The sequence below is a fragment of the Planctomonas sp. JC2975 genome (assembly GCF_012985205.1).
Taxonomy (GTDB): Bacteria; Actinomycetota; Actinomycetes; order Actinomycetales; family Microbacteriaceae; genus Humibacter.
Genome location: NZ_JABEKS010000003.1, coordinates 275,110 through 295,709 on the forward strand (window position 1 = coordinate 275,110; position 20,600 = coordinate 295,709).

Here is a 20,600-nt window from a genome sequence, read left to right on the forward strand (position 1 = left end):
GGCGTCTGGGAGGAAGCGTCGAGGGACGGGCTTCGGTTCGTTCATGTTCGTGAGCCCTGAGTTCGTCCGGACGCGCAGCCCATTGTGGTGGCCATTCTTCGAGAGGCAGCGCAATCGATTGCACTCCTAAGAATGAAGCCTTTCGGACGCCGCGCGCAAGCGATCGGAGCGCACAGCGTCCGCGAGGAGTCGACCGTTGACAGCACGGGCGTAGCGGGCCTACGCTGGCCGGGCCGCGCGACGCTGCGCGTTTTCGATCCGATTTCGAACGATGGAGTTCAGCTGTGAAGATTCGAACGGTATCCATCGCAACCGCGCTCGTTCTCCTCGGCGCCGTTGTCTTGCCGACCAGTGCGCAAGCAATTGCGCACTCGACGGACGGAAGTAGCGCGGCCCAATCGCGCGCGTCCGCTCCCGCAGTGTGTCCGGCCGTGACGCCCAACATCACCTCCGACAACGTGACTGATTACCGACTCGATTCCAATCTGGTGAGCGCCGGCCACTGGTCGTACGAGGCGATCGACGGAAACACGGTCGGGCTGCTCCAGAAGGGCGGCACCGGTGCTTTCGCCGCCGACGAATGGGCGGCCGCACTCGACAAGCCGGAGCACGCGTGGTTCGTGAAGGCCGACGGCGAGATCGGCACCGACTACCGCCAGATCGCCGAGACCTACACCGTCCCGGATGAAGCCGACGGCAAGAACGTGCACATCACGGGCAGCTTCACGTCGCCGGGCGGACGGTTCCGTGTACTCCTCTCGCACGACGGAGACGCGACCTCGATCGGGAGCCCGAGCGCGTTCACGCAGCTGTACACGTACACCGGGACAGCGACCACGTTCGACCTCAACGTCACGGCGGCCAAGGGGGACGACCTTCTGTTCGTGGACGACGGCGTGTCGACCTGGTGGGTGCCCGGTCAGCTGAAGGCCACCGTCACAAGCGAGCTCGCGACACCGCCCGCCGTGGTCTCCGCCACCCCCGGCCCCGGTTCGATCGACGTCGGCGACTCCGTCAAGCTCGTCAGCGCGACGGCCGGCGCCTGCATCGCGTACACGACCGACGGCAGCGATCCGACGACCTCGAAGACCGCAGCGGCGTACGGCAAGCCGATCACGATCACGGCCGACACGGACATCAAGGCCGTCGCCATCGCCAAGAACGGCACGCCAAGCGCGGTGACCGACCTCCCGTTCGTGTTGAACGAGCCGTTCCGGGCCTTCGCCGGCGCCAACCAGGCCGGCATCGACGGGCTCGTCTCGAATCTCCAGTGGTCGCGCGAGGACGTCAGCTGGAACGGCATCGAACCCGCGAAGGGACAGATCGATCAGGCAGCACTCGCCGAGTACGTGCGCCAGTTCACCGAGGCCAAGGCGCACGGGGAGACCATCTTGCCGGTGCTCGACTACACAGCCGATTGGGCCGCCAACCGCACCGGCTACTCCTTCGACTTCCACGGCCAGACCTACGTCTACGGCCCCGTGCTTTCGACCCAGAACGGCCAGTTCACGCAGGTGCTGACGACCAAGGACGCGAAGGGGAAGGTGATCTCATCGCAGACGGTGCAGACCGACATCAGCCGCACCCCACCGCAGGACCCGGCCGACTTTGCGAACTTCGCGAAGATCGTGGTCAAGGCACTCCGGCCGCTGGGCATCAGCTACTACCAGGTCTGGAACGAGGCCTACCCGGGCTCCGGCTTCTGGGACGGTGGCATGGACCAGTACATGCAGTACATCCAGCTCCCGGCCGCCAACGCCATCCATGACGCAGGCGGCAAGGTCGTGTACGGCGGATGGATCTGCGGCGCTCCCCTCAGCGAGTTCATCGCACTGCTCGACAAGTGGAACGCCTGGAAGAGCATCGACGTCTACGACATGCACTACATGCCGATCGGGACCATGCAGACGATCTACGCTGCCGCCCAGAAGCGGGGGATCAAGAACCCCTCCGTGTGGCAGACCGAAATCGGGTTCACGACCGAGGACAAGTTCTTCGCCGACATCTACCCGCGCGTATTCGAGTGGGCATTGTCGAAGGGAGGCACGAACCTCGACCAGTTCAAGCTGCTGTACTTCGCCAACTGGACGCCGAACGATCCATCGGCGTTCGGATACAACCGCACCATCTACAGCGGCTCCGACTTGACCACGAAGGGCAGAACACTGGTGACCCTGGCAAGCCTGCTGCGGGGCACGAAGGCCGAGCCTTACACGGACTTCACGACTTCACCTGGCCTCAAGCCGGAGATGAACGAGGCGCTCTCGACCGCCAATGGCTTCCGGCTGGACGGCAACCGCGTCGTTCTCGCCATCGACCTGAAGCGGCAGAACCAGGCCGACATCTTCGAAGACCAGAACACGGGTGACACCATCCACCTGAACTTCGGTAATCCGACGATCACGGTCACGCTTCGCAACGTCACCGACGTGAAGTCCCTCGACCGGGTCGACCTGTTCGGCAACAAGACCCCGCTCACGTGGAAGAGTACGGGCCGGAACACCATCCAGGTGCAGGTGCCCATCATCGACGCCGACCCGACTGTGCACGACCTCAACCAGACCGAGAACGAGGACGTGTTCTACCTCTCGCTTCAGGAGCGCTGACGTCGCTCGGGCCGTCACAAAGCGGGACCGTCTCCATGGGAGGCGGCCCCGCTTTGTGACAGCCAAGTGAAGCCGCGAGAGTCGAGGTGGTGGAGACCGAGCGCGCGGACCCGTCACAAACGTGGGGACGGATGGAGGTGATCACGACAGCGCGAGCCGCTCACATGCGCGCCCCGTAACGCCCTGTTCACACTCCGCCCATATGTTCTTGATGTTGGGGAAAGGGGTCAAACGTGTCCGAACCCGTGATCGATCTCATGCACGCGAACCTGCATCGCGTCTTCGACGAGCGCGACGATGCCGCCCGTCGGAGTGCCATCGATGCGACGTACAGCGTCGATGTCTCATTCACCGATCCGGAAGGGACCGTGGTCGGCGTCGAGGCGCTCGACGCGAAGGCCCGCGCCCTCCTCGAGCGCTTCCCCGGATTCCACTTCAGCGAGGCGGGTCCCATGCGCGAGAGCGGCTCGCTCGGATACGCGCCCTGGAACTTCGGACCGGCTGACGGCGATCCGGTGGTGAGGGGCGTGGACATCGCGCTCATCCGCGACAGCAGGATCACCGAACTGCACACCTTCGTCTTCTGACCAGCACGACCACACCGAACCGCCGCAGTGCGGACCGTAAGGAGCACCAGATGAGCACGATCACCACGGATGACGGCACCGAGATCTTCTACAAGGACTGGGGTCAGGGTCAGCCCATCGTCTTCAGCCACGGCTGGCCGCTCTCGGCGGACGACTGGGACACCCAGCTGCTGTTCTTCCTGAGCAAGGGCTACCGGGTGATCGCTCATGACCGCCGCGGGCACGGTCGTTCCACGCAGACATCCGATGGCCACGACATGGACCACTACGCCGCGGACCTCGCCGCACTGACCGCTCACCTCGATCTGCACGACGCCATCCACATCGGACACTCGACCGGCGGCGGCGAAGTCGCCCACTACATTGCGCAGTACGGCGAGGAGCGCGTTGCGCGAGCCGTGCTGATCAGCGCTGTTCCGCCGATCATGGTGCAGACGGAGAGCAACCCCGGCGGTCTGCCGAAGAGCGTCTTCGACGGTCTGCAGGCCCAGCTCGCTGCGAACCGCTCGAACTTCTACCGCGCGCTTCCCTCCGGCCCGTTCTACGGGTTCAACCGGCCGGGAGTCGAGGCATCCGAGGCGATCATCGAGAACTGGTGGCGGCAGGGGATGATGGGCGGCGCGAAGGCTCACTACGACGGAATCGTGGCGTTCTCGCAGACCGACTTCACCGAAGACCTGAAGAAGATCAGCGTTCCGACCCTCGTCATGCACGGGGAGGACGACCAGATCGTGCCGTTCGCCGACGCGGGTGCGCTGTCGGTGAAGCTCGTGCAGAACGGCACGCTCAAGGCCTACCCGGGATTCCCGCACGGCATGCCGACGACGCAGGCCGACGTCATCAACGCCGACATCCTGGAGTGGCTCCAGGCCTGATCCGGCCGTACGGCGGGTGCGACGCTGCATGGTGTGCCGCACCCGCCGGCTGCCGGCTCGACCCGGCAGGCCGTCGAGCGGACCGCTGCGGGCTCAGGGCGCGTTGAGCGAACCGGTCAGCCTGCCGTGGAAGGCCCGGCTGTTCTCGTTCAGGCCGGTCAGCTCCACGACAGCGTCGAGCGCCGCGTACTTCGTCTCAACCGCATCGAGGGCGGCCACGCTGGAGGCATCCCAGACGTGCGATCCGCTCAGGTCGATGACCACACGCGGTGGATCGTCCGCATAGGAGAACTGGTCGACCAAGTCGTTGCTCGACGCGAAGAAGAGCGGCCCGTGAACCCGATAGCGCGCGACCGTGCCGTCGACCGAGACGTCACGACTCACCTTGACCACTCGCGTGATCCGGCGTGCGAACAGAACGAGAGCGAGGAGCACGCCCACCCCGACTCCGGTCGCCAGGTTGTTCGTCGCGACCACCACACCGACGGTGACCAGCATCACGAGAGTCTCCGAAACGGGCATCCTGCGCAGGGTGGCAGGTCGAACGCTGTGCCAGTCGATCGTGCGCAGTGCGACGACCATCATCACCGCGGCGAGCGCCGCCATGGGAATCGCTGCCATCACCGGGGACAGCACGGCGACCAGGAGCAGCAGGAAGAGCCCGGCGACGAGCGTCGAGACGCGGGTGCGCGCCCGGCCGATCTGCACGTTCACGACGGTCTGACCGATCATCGCGCATCCGGCGACGCCACCCCACAGGCCGGCGAGGATGTTCGCGACGCCCAGCCCCAACGACTCGCGCGCCTTGCTGGACCTGCTGTCGGTGAGCTCGTCGACGAGCTTGGCCGTCAGCAGGCTCTCCAGGAGTCCGACGAGCGCGGCGGCGAACGCGGTCGGCGCAACGATCCGCAGGGTGTGGAGATCGAACGGCACCGTCCACGCCGTCAGTCCGGGCAGACCTCCGCTCACCGAGCCCTCGTCCCCCACCGTCGGCACGTTCAGCCCGAACACGAACGCGGCAGCGGTGACCAGCACGATCGCGACGAGAGGCGCAGGTACGGCCTTCGTCAGCCTGGGCAGGAACACCACGATCAGGATCGTCACCGCGAACAGCGGGTAGACCTGCCATGGCACGTTCACGATGTGCTGCACCTGCGCCACGAAGATCAGCACGCCCAGCGCGTTCACGAAGCCGATCATCACCGATCGCGGGATGTACCGCACCAGCCGGGCGAGCCCGGCCGCACCGAACGCGATCTGGATGACACCGGTCAAGAGCACCGTCGGCAGCACGTACGCCGTCCCGTGCGCGTGCACCATCGGCGCCAGCACGAGCGCCACGGATCCGGCCGCCGCTGACACCATGGCCGGCCGGCCGCCGATGAACGACATGACGACCGCGAGCACCACCGACGAGACCAGTGCCACGTCCGGACCGACGCCGGAGATGAGCGAGAACGAGATGACCTCGGGGATCAGCGCGAGCGTCGTCACCATCCCGGCCAGCACCTCGGTCGTCAGCAGTCGTGGCCTTCTGAGCACGGCAGAAACGGGGATCTGACCGTTCCGGAGGCGGAGCGCGGCGATATCCGGGACAGAACGGGAGGCAGACATGACGGGGGCGCCGAACGGCCGCGCAGGACCGCGCGGCAGTCCTTTCGGCGGCGGGGAGAGTGCGCGCGCAAGGCGGCGGCACCGAACGAGCCTATCCGCTGCGCGCGACGCCCTCCGTCGAGGAAGTGCGGGTGAGCGCGGGTAGCCGTTGCCGGATTATCGCCGCCCGTGTGGCAGTGACGGATTCTCTCCTCACTCCGCTGGACGGCCCCGCCGCGCTCGTCGACGAGCTGCAGCGCCGCCGCGAGGTGGCCGGCTTCAGCTAGTTCGTGTTCGGCGCGGGGTTCGCGCAACGAGAAGGTGACGCGTCCGCGCCCACGAGGAAGTCGACGACGATGGTGTTGACGAGGTCGGGGCGCTCCATCATCACGAGGTGGGTGGCCCCAGGCACGATGCAGAGCTGCGCGCCTCGGATGTTCTTCGCGATCGCGACCGTGTGCTCGATCCTGATGGAGTCCGCGTCGCCTGCCATGATCAGCGCGGGACACTTCACCTGTCGGAGATCGCCGAGCGGAATGTGCGGCTCGTCCTGCCACAGCCGCGCCAGCTTCTCGCGCACCAGCTCCGCGTGCACGGGTCCGTCCGGACTCAGTTGTTCGTAGTCCGTTTGCATCTGCTCCTCGATCCGACGCACCAGGCTGGTCGAGTCGCCTGATGCGTCGGGGAGGCCCGACTTGCTGCCGACGCCCTCTGCCTCGTCGATCAGCCCTTCGGGGTCCGTGTTGGATCCGATCGCGACGAGCGAGCGAACGCGATCCGGATAGTCGATCGCGAGCATCAGAGCCGCGATGCCGCCGTCGCTGAATCCGAGCACGTGGGCGTCCTCGAGCCCGAGCGCATCCAGGTAGTCGACGGTGTCAGCGACGATGTCGTCGTAGGTGAAGGGGCCTTCGCGGTCGACGCTGCGTCCGTGGCCCGGCCGCTCCATGGCGTGCACGCGATATCGGGTGGCAAGGCATTCGAGCTGCGGCCGCATGGTCTCGAGCGAGCAGAAGCCGCCGTGGAGGAGCACCACCGGCTCGCCGGATCCGACCACCTCGTGATAGACCTCTGCCCTCGGCAGGGAGATGTACGGCATGAGGGTCTACCGCACCGCTCTGGCCTGGTCGGCCGGCGAGACCGGGGTGACGACACCGGATCCCACGACACGCGCCGGCAGCGGATGGTGGCAGGCCACCTGCCGGCCGTCGATCGGTCGGAGCAACGGTCTTTCCGTGTGGCAGATTCCGGTTGCTGCCGGGCAGCGCGGGTGGAACGGGCATCCGGCTGGGCGGTTCGCCGGACTCGGAACGTCCCCGCTGAGCACGATCCGTTCACGTTCCTTCCCGCCGGCGCCATCCACCTGGGGGATCGCCGACAGCAGCGCCGCCGTGTACGGGTGAGCCGGAGACGCGTACAGCTCCTCGGCATCCGCGAGTTCGACCAGGTCGCCGAGGTACATGACGGCGACCCGGTCGGACACATGTTCCACGACGCCGAGATCGTGAGCGATGAACACGTAGGTGAGTCCGTACTCGTCCTGCAGATCCGCCAGCAGGTTCAGCACCTGAGCCTGGACCGACACATCGAGCGCCGAGACCGGCTCATCGGCGACGAGCACGCTCGGGTTGAGGGCAAGGGCCCGTGCAATGCCGATGCGCTGACGCTGCCCCCCTGAGAACTCGTGCGGATAGCGGCCGGCCATGCTGGGGTCGAATCCGACGCGTTCGAGCAGGAATGCGACTCGGTCGTCGATGCCGCGTCGATCCGCGGTTCTGTGGATGCGCAGCGGTTCGGCGACGATGTCCTCGACCCGCATACGGGGATTCAGCGACGAGTACGGATCCTGGAACACCATCTGCAGCCTGCGGCGCACCGGACGGAGCGCTCGGCGGCTCAGCCGTGAGATGTCGCGGCCCTCGAACTCGACGGAGCCGGAGGTGACATCGATGAGCCGCGTGAGGCACTGGCCGAACGTGGACTTGCCGCACCCGGACTCTCCGACGATGCCGAGCGTCTCGCCGGCCTTCACCTCGAGGCTCACTCCGTTGACGGCGGTGACCGCACCCTTCTGCTTGCCGCGAAGCGCGTAGGTCTTCACCACGTTCTCCGCCTTGAGCACGACCTCGCTCACGCGATCTCCCTCCTGAGCTCCTCGCGCACATCGCCTGGCAACCAGCACGCATCCAGGTGGTTCGGCCTATCGCCGGTCGCGCTCAACGCAGGGAGGGTGGCGCACTGGTCCATGGCGAACCGGCAGCGAGGCATGAACGGGCATCCCGTAGGGCGTTCCCCGGCACCCGGCGGGAGCCCGGGGATGGTGGCCAGACGCTGCTTGCGCTGCCCCGGCTTCGGAATGGCGCCCAGCAGTCCCCACGTGTACGGATGCCGCGGCGAGCGCACCACGGTCGACTCCTCACCCATCTCGACGGCGCATCCGGCGTACATGACGATGACGCGGTCGGCGACCTCGGAGATGACGCCCATGTCATGCGTGATCATGATCACCGACGACCCGTATCGCACCTGCAGGTCGCCGATCAGTTCGAGGATCTGCCGCTGGGTCGTCACGTCGAGCGCGGTCGTCGGCTCGTCGGCGATGAGCAGCGACGGATGACACGCCAACGCCATTGCGATCATGACCCGTTGCCGCATTCCTCCGGAGAACTCGTGGGGATACGACTTCGCCCGCCGCGCAGCGTCGGGGATGCCCACCTCATCGAGCAGCTGGATCGCACGCTTCCAGGCGGCGGCCTTCGTGACGCTCTCGTGGTTCTTGATCGCCTCGACGATCTGCCAGCCCACTGTGTAAACCGGGGTGAGCGCGGTCATCGGGTCCTGGAAGATCATGGCGATCTTCTTGCCGCGGATGTGGTTGAGTCGCTTCGTCGGCATTCCGATGAGTTCGGATCCGTCGAAGCGCGCCGAACCGGTGACCGCGACGTTCGGGTTGTCGAGCAACCCCATCATCGAGTACATCGAGACGCTCTTGCCCGAGCCCGACTCCCCGACGATGCCGAGGACTTCGCCCCGGCCGACGTCGAACGAGAGTCCGTCGACCGCCTTGACGGCGCCTGAACGGGTGCGGAAGGTGACGCGAAGGTCGTCGACAGTGAGAAGCGGAGTGGATGCGATGGCATCCGTCGGATAATCAGGCACGGCGCACCCTTGGGTCGATGGCGGCATAGAGAAGGTCGACCACGGCGTTCGCCGCGACGACGAAGAACGCCGCGTACAGCACGCACGCCATGATCACGGGCAGGTCGAGGTTCTGCAGCGAGTCCCAGGTGAGCTTGCCGATGCCGGGGAGTCCGAAGACGACCTCCGTGAGCAGGGCGGCTCCGCCGACCAGCGAGCCGAAGTCGAGGCCGAAGAGGGAGACCACCGGCGACAGCGACCCGCGGAGCGCGTGCCGCCACAGGATGCGCCGCTCGGACAAGCCCTTCGCGCGACACGTGCGGACGTAGTCCTCCGACATCGCGTTCACGAGCTCGGAGCGCAGCACTCTCGCGTAGATGCCGCCGTAGAGCAGGGCCAGGGTGAGCCAGGGGAACAGCAGGTGCAGTGCCCATTGGGCGGGATCCTGCGTCAGGGGCACGTAGCCGAGCGGAGGAACCCACGAGAACACGGAATCGTGCAGTTGGTCCTGGGTCACCAGATTCACCACTTCACCGACCCAGTAGGCGGGGAGCGAGATGGCGGCGATCCCGATGATCATGAGGATCGGATCGACGACGGATCCCCTGAAACGGGTCGCGAGGATGCCTCCGCCGAGCCCGAAGACGATCCAGATGACCGCGGCGCCCAGCACGAGCGACAGCGTCACCGGCGCCGCCTGCATGATCTGCGGCACCACCCTGTCGCCGATGTTCACATACGAGGTGAGGTCCTGCGTCACGAAGAGGTGACTCATCATGAGCACGTAGCGCATCGGCAGAGGCTGATCGAATCCGAACTCGTGCTGCACCTGCGCGAGCACGTCCGGCGAAGCGCCGCGACCGGCGATCCGTGCTGCCGGATCCACACCGGGTGTTGCGAAGAAGATCAGGAACACCACGACACTGATGGCGAACATGACGAGCACGGCCGACCCCAGCCGCTTGATCGCGTACATCATGCTGCGCCCCGCAGCTTCGCCTTCGGGTCGAGCGCGTCACGCACGGCGTCACCGAAGAGGTTGAGGGCGACAGCGGTCACGACCAGCATGACGCCGGGGGCAAGGGCGACGACCGGCCGGGTGTAGAGCAGGTCGAGACCGTCATTGATGATGGTTCCCCAACTCGCGTTCGGTGGTTGCACCCCGATGGAGAGGAACGAGAGCGCCGACTCGGTGAGCATGTTGAGCGCGGCCATCAGGGGAATGAACACGATCACGGTGGGCAGCACGTTCCGCAGGATCTCTCGCCGAAGGATGCGCCAATCGCTCGCGCCAAGCCCGACGGACGCCTTCACGAACTCCCGGTTCCTCAACGACAGCACCTGGCCGCGGAGAGGTCGCGCCACATACGGCACGTAGATGAGGGCGATGATGCCGATGGGCAGCAGCAGGTTGCCGGGGCCGATCACGACCGGCCCGATCCGCAGCCCGTCGGTGAGCAGGACAACGGAGAGCGAGATCGCCAGGAGGTAGACGGGGAACGCCCACACGATGTCCATGAGCCGCGAGAGCACCCAGTCGATGGGACCGCCGAAGTAGCCGGCGACGACTCCGACCAGGGCTCCGGCCGCGCAACACAGCACAGCGGAGGTGAACCCGATCACCAGAGTGGTCAGCCCGCCGTAGAGCAGCCGGGCGAACACGTCGCGACCCTGTCCGTCTGCGCCGAGGAAGTAGCCGCCCAGGTTCCAGGTCGGCCCGATCGGCTCGACTCCCAGCTTGAGGCCCGTCGTCGACTGCTGCAGCACCGCCACCCGCTGCCCGTCCACCATCGTGTGCCCGTTGACGTTCGACTGGAACGGATCCGTGTGGGCGACGTACTGCGCGTACAGCGGCGCGGCCAGGCACAGCAGGATGATCGCGATCAGGATCGCGCCGGAGACCACGGCGACCGGATTGTGCACGATCTGCGTGAACGCGATCCGCCACGGTCCAGGTGGTCGCTCGGTGCGGCTGCGACCGCGAGGGGCCGCAGCCGCCGAGACGCTCACTTCAACCACAGCTGGTCCACGAGCATGTAGTACTGGTCGCTGAACTGGTAGTTCTTCACCCGCGACGACGTGAAGTCGATCAGCTTGGGGTTGAACAGCGGCACCAGCGGCGATTGCGCCATGAACTGCTGGTCGAGGTCGCCCCACTGCTGGTCTGCTGTCGCCTGGTCGGTGAGGCCGAGGGCATCCGCGCTCGCCATCTTCGCGTCGAGGTCCTTGTTGCAGTAGCCGGCGATGTTGATCGAGCTGTCGCTGTTCGGGTGGAACGAGGCGCACGACAGCAGAACCTGAAGGAAGTCGGATGCCGCCGGGTAGTCCTGATACCACTGCGTCAGGCTGATCTGCACGTTGTTCTTCGTGTTCTGGATGTAGTTGTACTGGATGTTGTTCGACAGCGGCTTCAGCGTCGCCTTGTACCCGAGCTCGTTCAGCATGCTCACCAGGTAGAGTCCGATGCCCTTGTTGACGCTGTCGTTCTGCACGACGACGCCGACCGCCTGCCCAGCCGTTCCCGACTGCTGAACGAGCTGCTTCGCCGTGGCGAGGTCGGGCGCGCTCCACGTGCTCCCGCCGTCCTTGGTGTAGTCGCAGAAGTCCTTGTGGCCGGGGAAGTCGGGCGGCAGGATCGTGCACGCCGGCGAGGCCAGCGAGCTCCCGCCGTACAGCTTCACGACGGATGCCCTGTCGACCGCCCAGTTGATGGCTTGTCGTGCGTCCTGGTTGTTGAACGGAGCCAGGTTCGTGTTCAGCGCCAGATACCACATGGCCGTCAGCGGAGTCACGTGCACCTGCGAGGAGTACTTCGACGAGATCTCGGAGAGCCGGTCCGACGGCGGGGTGTCGTACATCCAGTCGATCTGCGAGTTCTCCACGGAGGTCACCTCCGCCTCGGCGGTGAGCCCGAACGTCTCGTCGATCTCGTCCGGATAACCGACGGGCGCCGCCTGCTTCGACCACGAGTGGAAGTACTTGTTGCGCTTCATCACGAGCGCCTTCGTCGGCGAGTAGCTGGCGAAGTAGTAAGGCCCGGTGGTGGGGATCGGGGCGGTGCCAGAGTCCTTGGGCGCGGTCTTGGCCGGCAGAACCGATGCGAAAGGCATCGATAACTGCGCTTCGAACTCAGGGTCGGACTGCGTGAGGTGGAACGTGACGGTGTTCGTCGAGGAGTCGGCGACGACTCCGCCGTCGAGCGTGCAAGTCGTCGGCGTCGCGAGACACGCATCCGCCCCGACGATCACGTTGTACCAGGACCCGGCATTCGGGCTCGAGACCTTGAACAGCCGCTGGAACGACGCGACGACATCGTCGGTGGTGACGCTCGCCCCGTTGGAGAACTTGACGCCCTTCCGGAGCTGGAACGTGTATGTCTTGCCGTCGCTCGAGATGGTCGGCATGGCCGTCGCAAGGTCGGGCACGATCCTTTCCGACCCCGTTCCTCCCACTCTCGCGTAGGTGAGCAGCCCGTCATAGGCGCCCTGGTACAGCTGCCAGTACTGCAGCGTGTAGTTCACCTGCGGATCAAGGGTGCCGCCGGCGGACTGGGCAGCCAGGTGAAGGGTGCCGCCCTGATGTGCGCCGTCAGACGCGTCAGCTGCGTCGGTGTTCGTGGTGCTTCCGCATGCAGAGAGGGTCAAGAGCGAGGCGAGCGCGGCGACGCTGAGCAGCGCCTTCGTGGTGGTGCGCATTTCGTCCTTCTTCGTATCGGGTCGTGCCGTTCGGGTTGAGAGAGGGGTGGTCGCTTCGCGGTCAGACCGCAGCGTGGGAGCTCCAGCGCACCGGAGGGTCGATCGCTGTCACAGAGCTCGTGGTTCCGTTCGGTGCGAAGACTGCGACGCGGCCCTGAAGGTCGACACCGACGCACTCCGAGGCCGTCGGACAGGACACGGCCCGTAGGCCCGATCCGGTATCCACGGTCCGCGCAGCGCCGCTGATCGCCCCGGTGGTCGGGTCGAAGGTGACGGCCTTTCCGTTGAGGTCGACGCCCGTGCACTGTCCGGTGGATACGCAGTCGACGGAGGTGAGCACGCCGAGTCCGGCGGCCAGGTCGGCACCCTCGAGCGGCGTCACCCCGCCGGCGTCGACGGCACCGGTGCGCGTGGCGAACGAGACCTCGTTGCCCGATCCGTCCACGACGGTGCAGGAGTCGGCTGACGGACAGCTGACCGAGGACACGCCGTTCACGGTCTGGTCGTCGATCGCGGTGACGCCTGCGGGTCCGACCGTTCCGCTGCGCGGGTCGAATGCGACCTCGGTGTCACCGTTGTTGCCGCCGCCCCCTGCTGCTGTGCACTGCGCCGCGGACGGACACGAGACCGCGGCGAGATATGTCGACGGATCGACCGCCGCCCTTCGCGTCACGTGCGAGGTGCCGGGCACGAACGTGACCTCGACGCCCTTGCCGTCGACCAGCGTGCACTGAGTCGCCGAGACGCAGTCGACGGCTGTGGGCTGACCGCCCGGATCGATCGAGTGGGACGAAGACCCGCCATGGCCCGAGATCGGGAACGTGACGGCCCATCCTGCCGTGTCGATCGCGGTGCACGAGGTCGAGCCGGAGACGCACGACACGGAGACGAGCGTGCGCCCGGAGTCGATCGAGAGGCGCTGCGCCTTCTGCGGATGCCGCGGATCGAAGACGACGGCCGCCCCGAACTCGTCGACAGCCGCACACGCGGTTGCCGTCGCGCACGACACCGACTCGAGGGCCGAGGGGATGGTGGCCGTTGTCGCCGAGCTGCGCGTGGCGTTCGAGTTCTCCGGCGCCGAGGATGTCGGCAGCGTGGGTGCCGGTGACTCCGACGGGGTCGCCGAGCTTCTGGACGGGTCGGAGTTCCCTGCCGACGGCGAGGAGCCGAGCGGCGTGATCCGGTACATCACGGTCTCGGTCGGAGCCACCGAAGCCGAGATCGGTCCCTGCGTGGTGGTGGTCGCACCCGTCCACAGGTCCTGCACGCGATAGCCCGACGCCGCGGGCAGGCCGAGGTCGGCCGCGGTCGCCGACATGGTGGCGGCATCCGTGGTGCTCTCGTTGAAGAGAGTCACCGCCACGTCGCCGTTCTTCAGCTGTCTGGTCATCACGAGATGGGTTCCGTCGAACGTGCCGACGATGTGCGCGGGCGAGCCGAGCGCGTCCTGGTCCACCGCGATCACTCGCTTGTTGCCGAAGACGGAGACCGCCAGATCGAGCTGCGCCTTCGTCGCGGGCGTCGTGTCGGGCCCGCAGTCCGCCGCGCACAGGTTGGTCGACATGAGCAATGGTTCGGCCATCTCGGAGAACATCGACATCTCGGACCTGTCCTCGGTCGGGGTCAGCGATCCGTTGCCCACCTCCATCGCGTCCGGGTCGATCCAGTGTCCCGGGCCGGTCAGCGGCTCGTACAGCTGAGCATCCGCATTGACGATGCCGACGACGCTCCCCGCGGCGTGCTTGCCCGTCGTGGTGAAGTTCGCGTTCGCGTCGCCGGTCGGACGATCCAGCTCGGCGATCGGCAGGCCCCACAGCTGCGAGGCGATCGTTCCGGCACCTGCGATGCTCACGGTGATCGGACGCTTTTGCGCACGGATGGCGTCGACGAGCGCGGAGTACATCTTCACCTGAGTGGTCTGCTGATCGGTGTCGTACGCTGAGTTCGTCGAGAACGTCGGACCGCCGAATCCCTGGTTTCCGGTGTCGGCGTCGATCCCGGTGTATCCGGCAGGGGCATTGCTCGCCGGCGGCACGAGGGAGTCGCCGCAGCCCCAGTCGATCTTCACGTAGTCCGCACGCCATTTCGCCAGGGTCGCGGCATCCGTGGAGTCGAATCCGTAGCTGCCGGGTATCTCCTCGCAGTTCCAGTTGTTGCCGGCGTCGAGATAGAGGCCGAGCTTCAGGCCGAGGGAATGCAGATCCTGGCCGACGAGAGCGAAGCCGTCGTTGGCGCAGGGCGAGCTCGGCGGGAACGCGTACGAGTTCACGTACAGCTCCCCGTTCGGAAGCCGGCCGTTGATCGCTCCGCAGCTCTCGGGATCCTGCGCGGTCGGTGCCGTGATTCCGTAGGTGTTCGGGCTGCCGAGGCCCTCGTTGTCGTCGTAGCAGCCGTCGCTGTTCACGTAGGTGTAGCCGTCGGCCTCCAGGCCGGAGTCGTGGATGAACTTCGCGACCGCCTCCATGTTCTGCGACCCGTTGTCGCAGGCGTAGGCGTTGTAGCTGTTCCACCCCATCGGAGGCGTGGATGCCCGGGTGTGCGCTGCAGAGGCGTCCGTACCGGCGCTCGCGACGGTCTTGGCCGGTTCGGCAGCCGTGGCCGTAGCTGCCGATCCGACGGCAGCCGCCACAGCGATCACCGCCGTGGCAATGATGTTCATAGACGTACGGACGCGCATTCTCGGGTTCCCGTCTTCTCATCGTCGAGAGAGCAAGCAGGCTCAACGGAGGGTTCGAATCAAATGTGTACGTTCACACGGTAGGTGTCAAGAGAAAGGTTGTCCAGAAGGATTTGCGCTCGATTCGATCGAAAAGTCCGCATATCATGGGGAAATCGAACGGACTCGCCAGGCTCTGGCAGGAAAGGAAACGTTCACTTGATGAGAACGAGGCAACGACTAGCCGGAACACGACGCCCGGGTCGGACACGATTCGCTGCGCCGGCATCGCCACTCGTCTTGCACCTTTCCGCCACGATGGGGCATCGATGACGTCGGAGAACGGGGCACCAGATCCGGAACGGCTTCCGTCCTCCCGGAGCGGGCGGCCACCGTCCATCGTCGACGTGGCGGCATTGGCCGGGGTCTCCTACCAGACGGTCTCCCGCGTGCTCAACGAGCATCCCAGCGTGCGGCCCGCCACGCGGCTCGCCGTGCTCGGGGCCGTCGACGAGCTCGGCTACCGTCCGAGCAACGCCGCGCGGACCCTGGTCACCGGGCGATCCCGCACGCTCGGCGTGCTCGTGCTCGACATCGCTGACAGCGAGGGTCTCACGCCTCTGTACGGCATAGAGCACAGTGCGAGGGAACTCGGCTACTTCGTCGGCATCGGCGCCGTCGACTCCATCGACCGCACCTCAGTGCAGGCGACGATCGGCCGGTTGGCCGAGCAGTCGATCGCAGGTCTCCTGGTGATCGCGCCCGTCGAGGCGACGCAGGATGCCTTGGCCTCGGTGCCGTCCCACCTGCCTGTCGTCGCCATCGAGGGGGACGCCGGAGGCGCCATCTCCACGATCGGTGTCGACCAGGCTGCCGGCGCCCGCTCGGCCGTCGACCACCTGCTCGCACTCGGTCACGAGACCGTCTTCCATGTGCGCGGCCCTTCCGACTGGATGCAGACCGCGGACCGCATGACAGGGTGGCGCACGTCGCTCGAAGCGGTCGGCGCCGAAACTCCCATGCCGCTCGCCGGCGACTGGACTGCCAAGTCCGGCTACGAGGCCGGACAGGTGCTCGCGCGCATCCCGGAGCTCACGGCCGTCTTCGCCGGAAACGATCAGATGGCGCTCGGACTGATGCTCGCCTTCAGCGAGCGCGGCATCTCGGTTCCGCGCGACGTGAGCATCGTCGGCTTCGACGACGGCGACGACGCGCCGTACTACAACCCGCCGTTGACCACGGTGCGGCAAGACTTCCGCGCCGTTGGCCGCCGCGCCATCGAGATGCTGGTCGGACGCATCGAGGGAGGAACGACCGACGTCGAGCACGTCGTGCTCGCGCCTGAATTCATCGAGCGCAAGAGCACCCGATCCCCCTCGCCCCGCAAACCCGCGTAGACAGGGCTCGGACGAGGAAGGGCCGGGTGTCAATCAACGGACCGCGCGGACTGGAGTAATCCAGCGAAGGACCGGTCTCCTTGGCGTCCTCAGGGTCGTAGGGGCTGGAGCAGCCGGTGCGGTTCCTGCAGCGCGACGGCAAAGGCGTCCTTCGGCAACGGGGTTGCCTTCTGAACCATCACCTCGGATGCGTCAGGGATCTCACCGCACACGGAACAGGATCCATTGGCGTTCAGCTCGCCGCCGTCGGCTCGATGCTTGTACCCCATGCGCCGCTCGGGTTCGACATAGTTCGCGTTGCCCCACTGGGCCAGCCCGCAGACCACCGGCCAGAGGCCTTCGCCCTTCGGCGTCAGCCTGTACTCGTCGCGGGCGCCTTCACCCGGGATGCGCTCGACGACGTCCTCTTCGACCAGATGGTTGAGCCGGTCGGTGAGGGTTGCCGGCGGCAGGCCGATGTGCTTTCGCAGCTCGTTGTAGCGGCGGATCCCGTAGAAGAGATCGCGGACGATCAGCAGTGTCCACCGCTCCCCCACCACCTCGAGAGAGCGCGCGACCGCGCAGTCTTGATTCGTGTAGTCCGTTCCCAAAGGCATGCCTACAGATTAGTACTCGATTCAACCATTGATGCTTGTAAGTTCAATCATTGATGTGCATACTGAGCTCATGACCGAAACACCCACTCACCCGGGGGCGAGATCGTCGGCCGTCCGGAGCGGCGGACGGGCCTTCGGCGTCTCCCGTACCGCGGGCTTCGTCGCGATGTCGGCGTCGCTGCTGGCGTTCTTCGTTGCGGCGGGCGCCCCGACCCCGTTGCTGCCCATCTACGAGGCGGAGTGGCACTTCGCTCCCTCGGTTCTGACCATCGCCTTCGGCGTCTACGCGTTCGCCATGATTGCCGCCCTCCTGGTGGCAGGCTCGCTATCCGACTACATCGGACGACGACCCGTGCTGATCGGAGCGCTCGCTCTCGAGCTGGCGGCGATGGCGGTGTTCCTGTTCGCCGGCGACATCGCCTGGATCGTCTTCGGTCGGGTGCTGCAGGGGATCGCCACCGGTGTCGCGGCGAGCACGTTCGGCGCCGCGATCGTCGAACTCGCCCCCGGGGCGCGCAAGAAGCTCGGCGCCGTCATGTCGAGCCTCGCGACAACGGCCGGGCTCGGTATCGGTGCCCTGTTCTCGGGACTTGTCGCCCTGGCGATCCCGGCTGCGGCGGCGACCACGGTCTGGGTCGTGCTCGCTCTGGTGATGGCGATCGGCGTCACGTTCGCGATCCTCACCCCGGAGACCTCGACGCGGCGCCCGGGAGCGCTGCGATCCCTACTCCCCCGCGTCGCCGTGCCGGTGACGGTTCGGCGCCTGTTCGTGGCGACCACGCCGAGCATCGTGGCCGTGTTTCTGGAAACCGCGTTCTTCCTCGGGCTGCTCCCGCTGATCCTCGCGTCGCGATTCGAGGTGAGCACACCGATCATCGGCGGCCTGCTGAACTTCGTCATGTTCACGTCGGCGACCATCGCAGCCGCTGCGACGAGCAGCATCCACCCGCACCGCCTCAAGATGTGGGGGAACCTCGGCATCGCCGTCGGCACTCTCGCGCTGCTCGGGGCGCTCGCAACCGGGTCGATGGTCCTGATCTGGGCGTCGGCCGTCATCGCCGGCGGTGGGATGGGCGCCGTGTTCTCGGGCAGCATTCGCGGCCTGGTCCCTGAGGTAGAACCGCATCAGCGCGCCGCCCTGTTCGCAGCGATCTTCACGGTGGCGTACCTGACCTTTGGAGGATCCGCCATCCTCGCCGGTTTCATCGCAGCCGTCACGGGCCTTACCGCGATGGCGGTCGGATTCGGCATCGTGATGGGACTGTCCGCCCTCGTCGGCATCGCGCTCAGCGCCGGCCTGCTTTCCCGCAATCGGTCCGCGTCCACACATCCAACGGCATCCGACAGAGTCGTTTGACCTATCTCACTTCGCGACATGGGCGCAGGGTGTCCGCTGGAGGGGCCGGTACCAACCCCGATACGCGTTGCCGCGGGTATCCACTCACAGACCCTGGGTCACGAGCTTTTTGACCGTGTACTCCTCGACCGCTTCCCGGCCACCCTCCGAGCCGAATCCGGACTTCTTGCGCCCACCGAAGAAGGTGTCACGGGCACCGACTCCGAAGCGATTGATCGTGACCATCCCGACGTCGAGACGACGAGGCAGACGGAGCACCCGATCCGCCGATGCCGTGAAGAGATAGGCGGCGAGGCCGAACTCGACGTCGTTGGCGCGGGCCACCACCTCCTCCTCGTCCTCGAACGTCGTCGTGACAGCGATCGGACCGAACGGTTCGACCTTCATGAGGTCCGCGTCGTCGGGGACATCGGCAAGGAGCGTCGGACGCCAGTAATAGCCGACACTGTCATCGCCCGTTCCGCCGGCTGCGAGGGTCGCCCCCTTCGTGATCGCGTCGTCGATAAGGGGCTTCATCGCGTCGAACCTCCGGCGCCCAGCGAGCGGGCCCATCTCCGTCGCCGGATCCAGGCCGCTGCCGACCCGTGCCGCATCGAGAGCTGCTGCATAGCGGGCGACGAACTCGTCATGGATCGAACTGTGCACGAAGAAGCGGATGGGTGATCCGCACGACTGCCCGGTGTTGTGCAGCTTGCTGCCGACGGCCCCGGCGACGAGCTCGTCGAGATCCGCATCCTCGAACACGATCACGGGCGCGTGGCCGCCGAGCTCGAGCATGATGGGTTTCACCTCCTCGGCTGCGGCCAGCGCGAGCTGACGCCCGACCGCGAGGGATCCGGTGAACGAGACCTTGCGGATGAGCGGCGAGGAGATCAGGGCCGACGAGATCGCCACCGGATCGCCGAACACCATGTTGACGACCCCGGCAGGCAGCCCGGCATCGTCGAGCGCTCGAGCCAAGGCCACCGCGCTTGCGGGAGTCTCCTCAGCGGACTTGATCACGACCGTGCAGCCCGCGGCGAGCGCCGCCGCGACCTTCCGTCCCGGGACGGTCAACGGATAATTCCACGTCGTGAACGTTGCGACCGGACCGACGGGCTCCTCAATGACCGTAGTGCTGCCGTCGACGAGTGCCGTTGGAAGCACGTCGTACTCTGCTTCCTCATCCCGTTCGACGCCCTTGCCGTGCCGCTGGCAGATCTGTTCAAGGACTGGAACCTCTGGAACAGCTACGCGGGGCTCATCCTGCAGCCAGGGGTATCAACACAAGCTGGACCGTCGAAGTCGCAGACTGCCCAACCGGTACTGCATCGATCACCGTGGACAAACACGGTGAAAACACCATCCTGATCGACGCCGGCGCCAACGCTGCGCTCGAGCCGGACACGCTCCACGCGGAGCAATTCTCCGACGCTAGCGCCCTTCTGCTAACCCTGGAGGTACCCGACCGAGTGCTGCTTGCTGCACTACGAATGGCAAAAGCACACTCCGTTCCCACCATCCTCAACCTGTCACCGCTCCGCGGGCACGCCCCAGAGATCCTCAGCAGCATCGACATTCTCATCGTCAACAACGAAGAATTCACATCTGTGGCATCCCCGGATGGCCCGGACGTGGCATCGACGCAAGAGGCCGCAAACCGGCTCGGGCCACCCGTCGTGGTCGTCACACGCGGCGGCCAAGGCGCCATCGTCCTGCAGTGCGCCTCGGATGAACGCATGGCTCGGGTGCCCAGCGTGCAAGTCGCCGCCGTTGACACCACAGGATGCGGAGACGCCTTCGCCGGTGCGCTTGCTGCACGACTCTCCGCGTCAGAATCCCTCCTGAACGCTGCCAGGTTCGCTGCCAGCTATGCCGCGCTCGTCGCAACGAAACAGGGCGCCCAAGTCTCATACCCGCATCTCGCCGAATACGAGGCGTGGACCCTAAGAACTCATTGACAAGCGACCCGACGTCGGCAACCCATATCCGTTGGCCACCCGACTCGTCACATAGATGATGAGCTCTCGGCCGATCGTGCATATCACCGCCCGAGCAACCTGCGCGCCGTTGACGGTAGTGGTACCCATGGTGTTTGGGAGCCCTAGAGCCCGGCACACA

General features: G+C 66.3%; 16 protein-coding genes. 6 read left to right on the forward strand and 10 right to left on the reverse strand.

Annotation, left to right across the window (positions count from 1 at the left end):
• Window positions 1-431: 431 nt before the first annotated feature.
• From HII28_RS17360 to HII28_RS17370, 3 genes are all read left to right on the forward strand, one after another.
• Window positions 432-2,606 carry a chitobiase/beta-hexosaminidase C-terminal domain-containing protein gene (locus tag HII28_RS17360; RefSeq protein WP_170027097.1) on the forward strand — a complete coding sequence of 725 codons (2,175 nt, stop codon included), beginning with the start codon at window positions 432-434 and terminating at the stop codon, window positions 2,604-2,606.
• A gap of 233 nt (window positions 2,607-2,839) precedes the next feature.
• Window positions 2,840-3,193, forward strand: a complete 354-nt coding sequence (locus HII28_RS17365) for a nuclear transport factor 2 family protein (protein WP_346769391.1) — start codon at window positions 2,840-2,842, stop codon at window positions 3,191-3,193.
• Window positions 3,194-3,243: 50 nt separating this feature from the next.
• On the forward strand, window positions 3,244-4,068 hold the full coding sequence (locus HII28_RS17370) for an alpha/beta hydrolase (RefSeq protein WP_170027098.1): 825 nt from the start codon (window positions 3,244-3,246) through the stop codon (window positions 4,066-4,068).
• Between the two features lie 93 nt (window positions 4,069-4,161).
• Here the strand turns inward: HII28_RS17370 and HII28_RS17375 are convergent, their stop codons facing one another.
• The 8 genes from HII28_RS17375 to HII28_RS17410 form a co-directional block, all read right to left on the reverse strand.
• On the reverse strand, window positions 4,162-5,682 hold the full coding sequence (locus tag HII28_RS17375; RefSeq protein ID WP_170027099.1) for a SulP family inorganic anion transporter: 1,521 nt from the start codon (window positions 5,680-5,682) through the stop codon (window positions 4,162-4,164).
• Between the two features lie 262 nt (window positions 5,683-5,944).
• Entirely contained in the window at window positions 5,945-6,760 is an 816-nt protein-coding gene (locus HII28_RS17380; protein ID WP_170027100.1) for an alpha/beta hydrolase, read from the reverse strand.
• A gap of 6 nt (window positions 6,761-6,766) precedes the next feature.
• Window positions 6,767-7,795, reverse strand: a complete 1,029-nt coding sequence (locus tag HII28_RS17385; RefSeq protein WP_170027101.1) for a dipeptide ABC transporter ATP-binding protein — start codon at window positions 7,793-7,795, stop codon at window positions 6,767-6,769.
• Window positions 7,792-8,820: an ABC transporter ATP-binding protein gene (locus HII28_RS17390; RefSeq protein WP_346769392.1), complete on the reverse strand. Its 1,029-nt coding sequence runs from the start codon at window positions 8,818-8,820 to the stop codon at window positions 7,792-7,794. The genes HII28_RS17385 and HII28_RS17390 overlap by 4 nt, the downstream gene beginning before the upstream one ends.
• Window positions 8,813-9,778, reverse strand: coding sequence for an ABC transporter permease (locus HII28_RS17395; protein ID WP_170027103.1), 966 nt, complete (start codon window positions 9,776-9,778; stop codon window positions 8,813-8,815). The genes HII28_RS17390 and HII28_RS17395 overlap by 8 nt, the downstream gene beginning before the upstream one ends.
• Window positions 9,775-10,818, reverse strand: coding sequence for an ABC transporter permease (locus HII28_RS17400; protein ID WP_205865034.1), 1,044 nt, complete (start codon window positions 10,816-10,818; stop codon window positions 9,775-9,777). Before HII28_RS17400 ends, HII28_RS17395 begins: the two co-directional genes overlap by 4 nt.
• Window positions 10,806-12,494, reverse strand: coding sequence for an ABC transporter substrate-binding protein (locus HII28_RS17405; RefSeq protein ID WP_170027104.1), 1,689 nt, complete (start codon window positions 12,492-12,494; stop codon window positions 10,806-10,808). Before HII28_RS17405 ends, HII28_RS17400 begins: the two co-directional genes overlap by 13 nt.
• A gap of 61 nt (window positions 12,495-12,555) precedes the next feature.
• The gene (locus HII28_RS17410) at window positions 12,556-15,153 is read right to left on the reverse strand and encodes a glycoside hydrolase family 27 protein (protein WP_170027105.1); all 2,598 of its coding nucleotides are present in this window, start codon (window positions 15,151-15,153) and stop codon (window positions 12,556-12,558) included.
• A gap of 404 nt (window positions 15,154-15,557) precedes the next feature.
• On the opposite strand from HII28_RS17410, the gene HII28_RS17415 reads away from it, so the two are divergent.
• Window positions 15,558-16,547: a LacI family DNA-binding transcriptional regulator gene (locus HII28_RS17415; RefSeq protein WP_346769393.1), complete on the forward strand. Its 990-nt coding sequence runs from the start codon at window positions 15,558-15,560 to the stop codon at window positions 16,545-16,547.
• Window positions 16,548-16,636: 89 nt separating this feature from the next.
• Here HII28_RS17415 and HII28_RS17420 read toward each other — a convergent pair whose 3' ends face one another.
• Complete coding sequence (locus HII28_RS17420; protein ID WP_170027107.1) at window positions 16,637-17,143, reverse strand: helix-turn-helix domain-containing protein; 507 nt, start codon at window positions 17,141-17,143, stop codon at window positions 16,637-16,639.
• A 70-nt stretch (window positions 17,144-17,213) separates the two neighbouring features.
• Between HII28_RS17420 and HII28_RS17425 the strand changes: the two genes are divergently transcribed.
• A complete protein-coding gene (locus HII28_RS17425; protein WP_170027108.1) occupies window positions 17,214-18,500 on the forward strand; it encodes an MFS transporter in 1,287 nt (428 codons plus the stop codon).
• A gap of 84 nt (window positions 18,501-18,584) precedes the next feature.
• On the opposite strand, the gene HII28_RS17430 is transcribed toward HII28_RS17425, so the two are convergent.
• Window positions 18,585-19,646, reverse strand: a complete 1,062-nt coding sequence (locus HII28_RS17430; protein ID WP_170027109.1) for an aldehyde dehydrogenase family protein — start codon at window positions 19,644-19,646, stop codon at window positions 18,585-18,587.
• Between HII28_RS17430 and HII28_RS17435 the strand changes: the two genes are divergently transcribed.
• Complete coding sequence (locus HII28_RS17435; protein WP_170027110.1) at window positions 19,631-20,440, forward strand: PfkB family carbohydrate kinase; 810 nt, start codon at window positions 19,631-19,633, stop codon at window positions 20,438-20,440. The genes HII28_RS17430 and HII28_RS17435 overlap by 16 nt on opposite strands.
• Window positions 20,441-20,600 lie beyond the last annotated feature (160 nt).